The sequence below is a fragment of the Vibrio sp. YYF0003 genome (genome assembly GCF_036350715.1).
Lineage (GTDB): Bacteria > Pseudomonadota > Gammaproteobacteria > Enterobacterales > Vibrionaceae > Vibrio > Vibrio natriegens.
This window is the reverse complement of the sequence record NZ_JAZDWA010000001.1, coordinates 1,328,592-1,340,726: the sequence shown is the minus strand read 5'-3', so window position 1 is coordinate 1,340,726 and position 12,135 is coordinate 1,328,592. Positions and strand designations below refer to the sequence as shown.

General features: G+C 45.2%; 8 protein-coding genes and 1 pseudogene. 6 read left to right on the top strand and 3 right to left on the bottom strand.

The window, feature by feature from the left end:
• Positions 1–267: 267 nt before the first annotated feature.
• From V1U08_RS05800 to V1U08_RS05775, 6 genes are all read left to right on the top strand, one after another.
• Positions 268–1,266, top strand: coding sequence for an arabinose ABC transporter substrate-binding protein (locus tag V1U08_RS05800; RefSeq protein ID WP_081280787.1), 999 nt, complete (start codon positions 268–270; stop codon positions 1,264–1,266).
• A 59-nt stretch (positions 1,267–1,325) separates the two neighbouring features.
• The gene (gene araG, locus V1U08_RS05795) at positions 1,326–2,843 is read left to right on the top strand and encodes an L-arabinose ABC transporter ATP-binding protein AraG (protein WP_330470156.1); all 1,518 of its coding nucleotides are present in this window, start codon (positions 1,326–1,328) and stop codon (positions 2,841–2,843) included.
• 17 nt (positions 2,844–2,860) lie between these two features.
• Positions 2,861–3,850, top strand: a complete 990-nt coding sequence (araH, locus tag V1U08_RS05790; RefSeq protein ID WP_014235069.1) for an L-arabinose ABC transporter permease AraH — start codon at positions 2,861–2,863, stop codon at positions 3,848–3,850.
• 756 nt (positions 3,851–4,606) lie between these two features.
• A complete protein-coding gene (locus V1U08_RS05785; protein WP_020334996.1) occupies positions 4,607–5,581 on the top strand; it encodes a porin in 975 nt (324 codons plus the stop codon).
• Positions 5,582–5,809: 228 nt separating this feature from the next.
• Positions 5,810–7,921, top strand: coding sequence for a TonB-dependent receptor family protein (locus tag V1U08_RS05780; protein WP_443089731.1), 2,112 nt, complete (start codon positions 5,810–5,812; stop codon positions 7,919–7,921).
• An 86-nt stretch (positions 7,922–8,007) separates the two neighbouring features.
• A complete protein-coding gene (locus tag V1U08_RS05775) occupies positions 8,008–8,931 on the top strand; it encodes a Fe(3+) dicitrate ABC transporter substrate-binding protein (protein ID WP_330470155.1) in 924 nt (307 codons plus the stop codon).
• A gap of 95 nt (positions 8,932–9,026) precedes the next feature.
• Here V1U08_RS05775 and V1U08_RS22905 read toward each other — a convergent pair.
• The 3 genes and pseudogenes from V1U08_RS22905 to V1U08_RS05765 all read right to left on the bottom strand — a co-directional run.
• Positions 9,027–9,122, bottom strand: a pseudogene (locus tag V1U08_RS22905) (glucose PTS transporter subunit EIIB); the annotation flags it as partial.
• Positions 9,123–9,134: 12 nt separating this feature from the next.
• Positions 9,135–10,601 (bottom strand): sulfatase family protein, encoded by a 1,467-nt coding sequence (locus V1U08_RS05770; protein WP_330470154.1) that lies wholly within the window; start codon positions 10,599–10,601, stop codon positions 9,135–9,137.
• Positions 10,598–12,094, bottom strand: a complete 1,497-nt coding sequence (locus V1U08_RS05765) for a sulfatase family protein (protein ID WP_330470153.1) — start codon at positions 12,092–12,094, stop codon at positions 10,598–10,600. The genes V1U08_RS05770 and V1U08_RS05765 overlap by 4 nt, the downstream gene beginning before the upstream one ends.
• Positions 12,095–12,135 lie beyond the last annotated feature (41 nt).

Genomic DNA, 12,135 nt, shown 5'->3' with positions numbered 1-12,135 from the left:
TTTTTGTGTTCTTTTTAACACCTTCTTCTGTCAGGTCGGAAAAGCAAGAAACCAGCGAATTCAACGTTTGCATTAGGCTGGTATCGGGTTGCTTACTGAGAATTTGGATCATTGGTCGCATAATTGAGATCTGTGTCATAGCCACACTGGCTAAATGAATGGACAAATTCGCTACATTTTTCCGCTGTGATTTTTGTCACTAACAAATGTCCCTAAATCCACAAATATGTATAGCGAACACTCACCTCTACCAGTGGATGGATAACAATGAAACTAAAAAAACTACTCACAATCGCTGCCCTATCTGGCGTAACTATGCTTAGTGCTTCGGCCAACGCATTTTTCGGTTCAAATGATGACACCCGACTAGGCTACCTAGTTAAGCAACCTGAAGAGCCATGGTTCCAAACGGAATGGTCATTTGCTGAAAAAGCCGGTAAAGATTTAGGCTTTGAAGTAGTAAAAATGGCGGTGCCAGATGGCGAAAAAACCCTGAATGCTATCGACACTCTAGCGGCGCAAGGCGCGAAAGGCTTCGTTATCTGTACTCCTGACCCTAAATTAGGTCCTGCAATCATGGCGAAAGCGAAAAGCTATGATCTAAAAGTGGTCACTGTTGATGACCAGTTCCTAAACGCGAAAGGCGAGCCAATGACAGACGTACCATTGGTTATGATGGCAGCGACTGCTATCGGTGAACGTCAAGGTACAGAGCTGTACAAAGAAATGCAGAAGCGTAGCTGGGATGCTTCGACAACTGGCGTTATGGCAATCACTGCGGACGAACTTGATACGGCACGTCGCCGCGTAGACGGTGCTATCTCGGCTCTGGAGCAATCTGGATTCCCAGCTGATCAAATTTACCGCGTACCAACCAAAACCAATGATATTCCAGGAGCACTGGACGCTGCGAACTCTCTACTAGTTCAATACCCAACTGTTAAGCAATGGCTAATTGTTGGTATGAACGACAACACAGTATTAGGCGGCGTACGAGCAACGGAAGGTCAGGGCTTCGGTTCAGACAACGTAATTGGCATTGGTATCAACGGTGTGGATGCGGTTAACGAACTTGCGAAATCTCAACCGACCGGTTTTTACGGTTCACTACTACCTAGCCCGGACGTACACGGCTACAAGAGTATCGAGTCTCTATACAAGTGGGTAAAAGAAGACGTTCAACCTGAGAAGTTTGTTGAAGTTACGGACGTTGTTCTTATCACTCGTGACAACTTCAAAGACGAACTGGCGAAAAAAGGGCTGTAAGCTCACTTTCGGTGACGGCCGGATTGGTCGTCACCAACTGATTTAACGGAGAGAATGTCATGGCGAAGTCCCCCTCTTACATAGAGTTTCGAAACATCTCGAAGCACTTCCCAGGTGTTAAGGCATTGAACAACGTGAGCTTCCGCGCCGATGCGGGCAGTGTTCATGCTTTGATGGGTGAAAATGGTGCTGGTAAATCAACTTTACTCAAAACCTTAAGTGGTTTTCATAAGCCTACGGAAGGTCACATCGCTATTGATGGTAAAGAAGTAGCGCTGAATTCAACCAATGATGCGCTTGAGCACGGTATTGCCATTATTTATCAAGAGCTCAACTTGGTTCCTGAGTTGACGGTTGCAGAAAATATTTATCTTGGTCAACTGCCGACCAAGGCTGGCCGAGTGGATACAGAAACCCTCAACAAGAACGCACGAGTTCAGTTGGAGCGTTTAGGTGAAACATTCGACCCATCTTGCCAGCTAAAAGAGTTGTCTATTGGCCAATGGCAGATGGTTGAAATCGCCAAAGCACTGAGCCGAAACGCACAAATTATCGCATTTGATGAGCCAACCAGTAGTTTGTCACAGCGCGAAATTCAAAACTTATTCAAGGTTATCCGTGAACTGCGTGATGCGGGCAAAATCATTATGTACGTATCGCACCGTATGGAAGAGATTTTCGATCTTTGTGATGCATTAACTATCTTCAAAGATGGCCAGCACGTGCAGTCATTTACTGACCTTTCTCAGCTGACTAACGATCGTCTAGTTGAACTGATGGTTGGCCGTGAAATTAGTGACATCTTCAACTACCGCCCGCGTGAACATGGTAAGAGTGGTTTACGCATTGAAAACTTCGAAGGCCCAGGGTTGACCGCACCGGTGTCACTGGATGTCAAACAAGGTGAAGTTCTTGGTTTGTTTGGATTGGTTGGCGCAGGTCGTACTGAGCTTACTCGTCTTATTTTCGGTGCAGATAAAAAAACAGGCGGCGATCTTTACTTACACGATGTCAAAATTGGCGTCAAAAACCCGCAAGATGCGATTCGTTACGGCATTACGCTTTGTTCGGAAGACCGCAAAGCAGACGGCATCGTTCCTATCATGTCGGTACAAGAGAACACCAACATCAGTGCTCGCCCTTGGCATTTAAAATTCAAGAGCTTGATTGATTTCGACTGGGAAAAGAAGAATGCCTCGAAGCAAAAAGAAGCGCTGAATGTCAAAGCTTCTTCTCTGGAGCAGCCAATTGGCAAGCTTTCAGGCGGTAACCAGCAGAAAGTGATTCTTGGTCGTTGGTTGTCAACGGCAATGAGCGTCATCTTACTGGATGAACCTACTCGTGGTATCGATGTGGGCGCCAAATCTGAAATTTACGAACTCATTTTTAAGCTGGCAGAAAACGGAGTAACGGTACTCGTTGTTTCCAGCGATTTACCAGAAGTGTTGGGTATCTCTGACCGTGTACTTGTTATGAAAGACGGCGCGGTAACCGGTGAACTACAACGCGACGAATTTAATGAACAAACCGCGCTTCGTCTGGCCATGCTAGATAAAGAAGAGTCGGCAGCCGCTTAAAATTAAGGAATATCATTATGTCTACTTCTAACCCTACAAAAGCGATAGAGTCAGCTCCAAAAACTGGCAGCTTTAGCTTCGGTAAAATCTGGGATAAATTCGGAATGCTAATGGTGTTTGCAGGCCTGTTTATACTCTGCTGCCTTTTCGTTCCCTACTTTGCAACCTTCATCAACATGAAAGGCTTAGGCCTGGCAATCTCGATGAGTGGTATGGTGGCATGTGCCATGCTGTTCTGTCTTGCTTGTGGTGACCTTGACCTTTCTGTTGCCTCAGTAATCGCATGTTCAGGTGTTGTCACCGCTGTGGCTATCAACGCGACCAGCAGCGTCGTTCTGGGTGTGGGTGCTGGCCTACTTTCTGGTGTGGCATTTGGTCTGTTAAACGGCTTTGTTATCGCCAAACTGCAAATCAACGCACTGATCACGACGCTCGCAACCATGCAGATCGCTCGTGGTCTAGGCTACATCATATCTGACGGTAAAGCGGTAGGTATCACAGAAGAGAGCTTCTTCGCGTTAGGTAATTCTTCTTTCATCGGTATTCCAACACCAATTTGGCTAACACTGATTACATTCGCTGTCTTCACATTCTTACTGAACCGTACCGTTTATGGCCGTAATACACTGGCGATTGGTGGCAACGAAGAAGCTGCACGTCTGGCAGGTGTAAACGTGGTTAAGACCAAGATGATGATTTACACCATCTCTGGTTTCATGGCTGCACTAGCGGGTGTTATTCTGGCTGCTCGTATGACTTCTGGTCAGCCAATGACTTCGGTTGGTTTTGAACTGGTGGTTATCTCTGCTTGTGTTCTGGGTGGTGTTTCGCTTAAAGGTGGTATCGGTAAAGTCTCTTACGTTATCGCTGGTGTATTAATTCTGGGTACTGTAGAAAACGCGATGAACCTCCTGAACATGTCTCCGTTTTCTCAATACGTTGTTCGTGGTTTAATTCTACTAGCAGCGGTTATCTTTGACCGCTACAAACAGACAGCAAAAGCCTAAATGAATTGCTGACCTAAGAACGCTACAAATCACTAGAAAGAGTCCCTTCAGAAATGAGGGGACTTTTTATTTTGTCTATCTTAAAACCCATTGATCTACTGAGTCTTGCTGGTTGGTTGAATCTGCAAAGCTTACGAACTCATCATAACATCCCACCCCTCAGAAACCTGGAACACAGCATTTATACGCGCAAGCACTCGAGCATCATGCTGGATTTAGGGCTCTTGTCTGCTGTTTAGCCAGCGTCTCATTCATGTGAAAATCATAATCCTCAAAGATGCGAAATCAATTATCTTCAATGTTCAGAGATATATTTATATATCCAATCCCGCCCTTAGCATTTTTAAAATAATAAAGAATATATCTATAAATAGAATTGCGATTCATATCTAATTTTTATTTTTATTATTTCACAATTTTATCATCACTGTATTGTTTGTTTTTAAAACATATTTATATATCAAACCCCGCCACCTCAATAATGATTGATCTTGTGTTTGATCTTAATCAATAAAATACGCCGTAAACTAGCAATTTAAATGCATGAAACTGCATATCGTTACTTTGCAAATATGGGTTTAATTATGATCTTGATCTTGTTTATTAAAATTAAAATAATATTTCAATATTAAATTTAATTTATTTCGATAATATTATCCCAGAAGCACATTCAGCATAAGAATGTAATCTCTTAGCCTATAAATACTTTTAATACAATTAGTTGCGATGAAAATTATGCAACACATGGAGTACGATATGAACATCAAACCTTTAGCTATTGCAATTTCTGTTCTATTTACTGGTGCAGCAGCAGCTGGCGAAATTTACAAATCAGACGAAAATACAGTTGAAATGTCAGGTTGGGCAAAAGGTATCGCAATCTACGTTAATGCTGATGATAAAAAGAAAGAACCACACGTATTTACCGATGCACACCTAAAAGTTAAAGGTACGCATCAATTGAATGAAGATGCGAAACTAATCGGTTCTTTCGCAATTAATGCTGGCGACAGTGTGACAAAAGAAAACCGTAATGCAGAATTCGCTGATATTAAATTAGAATTTGACCACACTACTTACGGTAACTTCTCTTTCGGTGATACAGGTAACTCATTCGGTGCAGTTGAAAAAGCGAAACAAGGAGAAGGTTCTAACCTATACATCATCGGTCAAGGTGGTGTAGATGGCCAAGGTATCCGTTACAAGAAAACAATCAACGATCTTGAGTTTTCAGCAAACTACGAAACGGACAGTGACTCAGACAACGAAGCAAACTTTGCTACATCTCTAAACTACAAAGTAGACGATTTTTCTGCAGCGGTAGCTTATGGTTCTGACGGTGACAAAGCTAACTCTGTCGGTTTAGCAGGTGACGTAACGCTGGGTGATTTCAAATTTGGCGCGGCATTCATTTCTTTCGAAAACGCAGCGAGCTTGAAAGCAAGCGACAGTGTTGAGCTTACTCTTGAATCTCCAAACGACGGTGAAACTTACTCTGTAGCAGCAGCGTACACATTTGACTGTTTCAAAGTTTACGGTTCACTTCAATACGCAGACGGTGACCTACAAGGTACGGCTGTAGAAGCGCAAACTGCATACCTAGGTCTTGGCTACGATGTAACAGATTCATTCAAAACAGACTTTGTCGTTCAAACTGGTTCTGTAGAACAGGAAGGCGAAGAGAAGAAAGACGGTTACGGCCTTAAGTTTGTAGCGAAATACTCGTTCTAATTTCCAGTTCTATTAATAATCCACTGCTTTACCTTACTTAAAGCCACCCGCATTCCGGTTTGAATGCGGGTTTTTTGTTTTTGAAGAGAGGATGTTGCGTTAGTTTTTTGTTGTCGTCTGTGTTTTTAAGGTAAATAAAAAATGTTTTCCAAGTTAATGTTGAAAACATAATTAATATTTGTTCTCATTCGTATTTGTATGTCATATATAATGAAACGGAATGAACGAATGAACAAAATGTTGACCATGCATCCTTTGGCTATTGCGATAGTGTCCTCGCTAGCTTCAACAACGATGGTATCTCAGGCAAGTGCTTCACCTTCTGAAGTCAATACGACAGCAATGGAAACCGTTGTCGTTACGGGTAGCGTGATAGGTAATTCTGAAATTGAAGACGTTAAAGAGTATCCAGGCGCACGAACCATCATCACCAGTGATCAAATCAAAAAAACGGCGGCAAGTTCGATTGATGGCGCGCTGCAAAGTGTTCCTGGTATCAAAGTTCAGGATGAAACCGGAACGGGAGTCCTACCCAACATTTCAGTGCGTGGTTTAAATGCGAGTCGCAGTGGTCATGCTCAAATGCTCATGGATGGTGTTCCCCTAACTCTCGCACCATATGGCCATACTGGTCAGTCTATTTTCCCAGCGACGTTGTCCATGATTGAACGAATTGACATTGTTCGCGGCGGAGCGGCGGTTCAGTACGGACCAAACAACGTAGGTGGCGTGATCAACTTAGTCACCAAACCGATTCCCCACACTTGGCAGACGGAGATCAGTAATCGTCTGACAGTATTTGAAGGCGGAGATACACCGCTCAACGATTTCTACCTGAGAACTGGGGGGTGGTTAAGTGATACTTTCGCTTTGCAATTGGAAGGTAACTTTTTAAAAGGTGAGAGCTTCCGTGAACATTCAGATACGGATGTGAAAAATTTCCAAGCCAAAGTTCAGTGGTTACTTAGTGATACGCAAGAGCTTCAGGCATTTATTCAACGTTATGAAGCAGACACTCAAATGCCGGGTGCACTTTCTCCTGAAGATTATCAGCAAGATCGTGAGCAGTCGAAACGCCAATACGATGAGTATCAGGGTGAATCGACGCGTTGGAGCGTAAAATACATTCACGATTTAGCCTTTGCAGACAGTGCTGAACTTGAGTTACTAACTTTTGGTCATCAATCCGAGCGTTTTTTCCAGTGGGGCTTTAATAGTGCTGGTGGGCACTGGGCTGATCCCGCTTTGCCGTCCACGGATATCCGTACCTCACCTCGCGAATTTACTGTGTATGGTATCGAGCCGAAATTAGCAATGTATTTTGGTGAAGGTCAGTCCGTTACTCAAAACTGGATTATTGGTGCTCGTTACGTAAACGAAGATATCGATTACAAACTTACGCAAACGCCTCTCTCTGGAGGTACCACCAATGTACCGCGTGACTGGCACTTAGATACCGATGCGTTTGCGGGTTACATCAGCAATGAAATTGGTCTATTCAACGATACACTCAAAATCACGCCTGGATTGCGTTTTGAATCGGTTGATATGAGCTTTGACGATCTTGGAAAAGAACAAAGCGCAGATAATAAAGTGACGGAGTGGTTACCCGGTTTGACGCTGGCTTATAGTCTAAATGAACAGTGGGTCACGTACGCAAATGCGCAAAAATCTCTGCGTGCACCTCAGATTGCTTACATTCGAGGCTTGGGTGAAGAGGGCAGTGAGTTGGCGTGGAACTACGAAGTGGGCGCGCGTTTTACTCAGAACGAGACAAGTTTCAACGCAGCGATTTACCGCGTTGATTTCGAGGATCAACTGCAATGGCAGAGTGCGACGCAAACTTTTGACAACATTGGTAAAACACTGCATCAGGGTATTGAACTGTCAGCTCGATATGTTCCCGAGTCATTACCGTTACTCAGCCTGGGGGCAAGCTACAACTATTTAGATGCCACACTCGAAGAAGACGGTGACAACAAAGGCAATCAGCTACCGTTTTCTTCCAAGCACCAACTTGGCTGGGATGCGACTTATGTCTTCTCTGGCGTAGATACCACTTTATCTGGTTTCTATTTCAGCGATGCGTATACCGATAACGCCAACACTAGCTCTGAGGATAGTACGGGAGCAACTGGTAAAGTACCGTCTTATATGGTCTGGAACTTTAACTTAGGTACGGACTTATACAAGGATGAAAAAGGTAAGCTGCGCATGAATGTCGCCGTGAACAATCTGTTTGATGAAGATTATTACTTCCGCGGAATCGATACTAGCCCTGTTGGTCGCTACCCAGCGCCTGGACGCTCTTACACGCTTGATCTGAACTACCAGTTTTAGCGCCTTGAACTTGATTTACTGATCTAGAAAAAAGTCGTCAGCTTAAGTTGGCGACTTTGCCGATCATAGTATTGGAGAATATTGTTATGGAAAATAAAGCTCGATTGGCGACTGACCGTTTTTTGGTGTGTTCACTAATGTTGCTTATGCTTGTCATTGCTTCATCTTCAGCCATGGCTCAGATGCGCACCGTTCAAGATGAGCAGGGCACATTCGAGATAGAAACGATTCCAGAACGTGTCGTTGTTTTAGAGTTTTCTTTTGTGGATGCCTTAGCCGCAGTAGATGTGTCGCCAGTTGGTGTTGCCGATGATAAAGACCCAACACGCGTCATTGCCGCCGTTAGAGAGAAAGTAGAACCTTGGCAGTCTGTTGGTGCTAGGTCACAGCCTAGCCTAGAAGTGATTGCACAACTCAAGCCGGATCTCATCATTGCTGACGCGGAACGTCATCGTACTATCTATGAGGATTTGCAGCGAATAGCGCCAACATTGTTGCTAAAAAGTCGTGGTGAGACGTACCAAGAGAATCTGGAGTCTGCATTAAAAATTGGTGTCGCGATTGGAAAGATAGATCAAATGATGCATCGAGTCGAGCAGCATCATCAAACGATGGCGCAGTTTAAACAGCACTTTGCTACTCAAGAGACTATACAGTTTGGTGTCGTCTCGGATAAGGGGATGTGGCTACATAGTCCGGTGTCTTACGCTGGTGGAGTGTTAACGACTCTGGGGCTAAACAGTCCTCTGGACGACAAAACGCAAACGGCTTATTTGCCGACAAGTTTTGAGTTTCTTCTCAAAACTAACCCAGATTGGTTACTGATTGGGCTGTATTCCACCCCCAATGTTGTCGATGAATGGCGCAAAAATCCATTGTTCAAATTGCTGACTTCAGTCAAAAAGCAACAAGTTATCGAGGTTTCACCGCAACTGTGGTCACTCAACCGCGGAATGCTGGCGGCTGAAGAAATCGCCCGAAACCTTAATGCGCTTTTGGAACGCTCTTAATTCGTCACCGGTCAAAAACCTGCAATAAAGGAAAAACGAAAAAGCCAACCTCACAGGGAGGTTGGCAAATCTTACCCAGATGGGCGGAGGTAAGATCAGGAGGTCGCAAGTACGCTGTGCACTTCTGACTTAATTGAGTCAGACTGCGTACCAAAAATCGCTTGTAAACTGTCTCCAATAACCAGCACATCTAAGAGAAGCAATTAACGAGTGCCTGGTGCTTTAATACTCTTTTCAAGCAGAGCAGCTAACTCTTCTACTTTTTCGGGATACTGCTCGGCGAGGTTAACAACCTGGCCAATATCATCCTGTAAATCAAATAACTGAGCGCTAGAGAGGTTGCCTTTTTCATTCCCCGTATATTGGCAGATAAAATCGTCATCGTGCGGCGGAATATAAGCGTAACGCTGGTCTCTGAATACCTTTTTGTATTGCATCCCTTCAAGCACCATATTGTCTCGGCCTTGAGGTTCCTTACCCAGTAACGTGTCTAGCAGTGGTTGGCTATCTGGCGCTTCTTCCTCTTGCAGTTCACTGCCGGTTAGCTGAGCAAAACAGTGATAAAGGTCGACTTGGTTGAACAAGGCTTCTGTTTCTCCTCGGGTAGCGCCGTTTGGCCAGCGGACAATAAATGGCACTCGGGTACCACCTTCAAAGAGGCTGTACTTTCCGCCGCGCAGTGGGCCAGCCATTCGATGTTCGCCGTTGAACTCAACTGCTTGATCTTTATAGCCATCGTTTAATACCGGACCGTTGTCGCTGGAGAAGATCACGATCGTATTGTTTGCCAGTTGCAGCTCTTCCAATTTATCGAGGACCTGCCCAATACACCAATCCATTTCGACGATTACATCGCCGCGAACACCGTGAGGTGTCACGCCTCTAAAGCGAGGGTTCGGAATACGCGGTACGTGCGGTTGATGCAAGGCGTAGTAAAGGAAAAACGGCTGATCTTGGTTTTGCTCGATAAACTCAATGGCTTTGTCGGCAAAGACTTCGCCCATGGTTTCATCATCCCAGATTGCGGATTGACCGCCGCGCATGTGACCGATACGGCTAACGCCATTGATGATCGTGCCGTCGTGGCCATGATCGTACATGACATCCAGAAGCTCTGGGTTGTGGCGGCCTGTAGGTACGTCATCAAAGGCTTGATCCCAATCGTAGGTCACTTCAATCGGGTCTGAAGGATCGAGGTTATCAACATGGCGATTGTCGATGTAGACACATGGAACACGGTCATTGGTCGCAGCCATAATGTAGGAATCGTCAAAACCGACATCGTTTGGTGTTCCCTGAATTTCTTGATTGAAATCGAGTTCACCATTGCCGAGCCCTAAATGCCATTTACCGACGATGCCGGTGCGATAGCCGACCTTTTGGAACATTTTTGGCATCGTGAAATCAGAGATGGTGATGATCTGCGGGGCATCGCCAGGTAAAACAGCTGCGTTAGGGTTACGCCAAGGATAAGAGCCTGTCAGTAAACTATAGCGCGAAGGCGTACACGTCGCCGCCGTGGCATAACCTTGATGGAATTTAAGCCCTTCTTCAGCCAGTTTATCCAGGTTAGGCGTTGGAATGTCGTTGGCACCGTAACAGCTCAAATCGCCGAAACCGAGATCATCGGCATACATAATAATTACATTAGGGAGTGTATCGTTACTCATGAGAATTCCTTATCGGTTCCACTGTGAATGAACAAGTCATATGGAAGCAGGTGATCAAGCACTCGGCCGTCAGCCCATGGATCGTCGGTTCGAACCAATTCTTCTGCCATGGCGCGTAATAGGCGACGAAGGTCCGCTTGTTCAGGGTCGAAAGCTAGGTTATTGGTTTGGTAGGGATCTTTGATGTTGTCGAAAAATTGGGTTTTTTCGACTTGGCCGAAATCATCAATATGTAGTGCTAAGGAGTAGCGCTCAGTCTTAATGCCTCGAACTGAAGCGAAATAGCCACGGATTTTACCGTCTGCACCTGGCGCGGTATTCATGTTCTTCAGATAGAGAGCGTAAGTTGGGCTGGTATCCATCGAACCTGAGCGGAAAATCTCATCGAGATTGCGACCATGAATATTGGTTGGGCAAGATGATGAAAGCCCCATCAATCCCAATACGGTTGGCATAATATCAGCACTGCTCAAAAAGGCTGGGTGTTGATTTGCCTGACTCTGATCGGCAGCTTTTACGATGAAAGGTACTGAAAATGCCTCGTTATAGATGCAGTTTTTGGCATCATTTACGCTTTGGCTGCACAAGGTTTCTCCGTGGTCGCTGGTAAATACCACGATGGTATTGTCCCATTCACCCATCGCTTTCAGTGTCTCAACCAGACGGCCGAACTCACTGTCGGTGCCTGTAACATTGGCAAAGTAATAAGGCGCGCTATTGGCTTTTTCGAGGCTCGTATCAGCGTTTTCGCGCAATAAAAGCTCATCAACAGGCGTGTCTTTGTAACGTAACCAATCTTCTATACGGCAATCGTCAAGGCTGTCGTATGGGCTGTGTGGCGGGTTCATCGACATAAACAGCGCAAAAGGTTTGTTTGCGTCGCGCTGGCCTTGTTCGTTCTTCAGATACTCAATCGCCTTGTCGGTTTCATGTTCTGCCGACCATACCTTTGGTTCGTGACGGCGGCCATCGGTGTCGTAGTAGTGGGGATTGTTGTGTTCATCAAACGTGCCGTAACCATACCAATAATCGATTCCATGGCGGCGCTGTGGTTCGGTGTACGAGTCCCAGGCAGGTACATTCGGGTCAACGTAATGACCGGGCTGCACTGGATCATTTGGTGTTGGTACATCCAAATGCCATTTGCCGATATATCCGACGTGATAGCCTGACATTGACAGGACATCAGTGAAACAAATCGCGGTTTCTGGCAACTCGGAATCTACGCGGTCTGAGTTACAGTTCAGTGGTACACCACTGCGTGATGGGAATTGCCCGGTCATCAAGCTACCGCGGTGTGGGCTACAAACTGGGCAGTTACTTACGGCGTTGTTCAGCAACGTTGATTGTTGGATAAACGCATCAAGGTGGGGTGTATGGACAGGGTCCCCCACACCGGGAATTAAGTCACGATAGTCAGGATTTTGCCAGATACCTAACGACATCAGGCGAAATTGATCGGGGAATACATAGAGTAAATTGGGTTTTTTCATGATTCACAATAGTAGAGGGTTTGAAATATTATATTGAAACA

Bases quoted from the DNA above. Each gene is read 5' to 3' on its own strand.
- araG (WP_330470156.1), top strand. From the start codon at position 1,326: ATGGCGAAGTCCCCCTCTTACATAGAGTTTCGAAACATCTCGAAGCAC.
- V1U08_RS05780 (WP_443089731.1), top strand. From the start codon at position 5,810: ATGAACAAAATGTTGACCATGCATCCTTTGGCTATTGCGATAGTGTCC.
- V1U08_RS05800 (WP_081280787.1), top strand. From the start codon at position 268: ATGAAACTAAAAAAACTACTCACAATCGCTGCCCTATCTGGCGTAACT.
- araH (WP_014235069.1), top strand. From the start codon at position 2,861: ATGTCTACTTCTAACCCTACAAAAGCGATAGAGTCAGCTCCAAAAACT.
- V1U08_RS05770 (WP_330470154.1), bottom strand. From the start codon at position 10,601: ATGAGTAACGATACACTCCCTAATGTAATTATTATGTATGCCGATGAT.
- V1U08_RS05765 (WP_330470153.1), bottom strand. From the start codon at position 12,094: ATGAAAAAACCCAATTTACTCTATGTATTCCCCGATCAATTTCGCCTG.
- V1U08_RS05775 (WP_330470155.1), top strand. From the start codon at position 8,008: ATGGAAAATAAAGCTCGATTGGCGACTGACCGTTTTTTGGTGTGTTCA.
- V1U08_RS05785 (WP_020334996.1), top strand. From the start codon at position 4,607: ATGAACATCAAACCTTTAGCTATTGCAATTTCTGTTCTATTTACTGGT.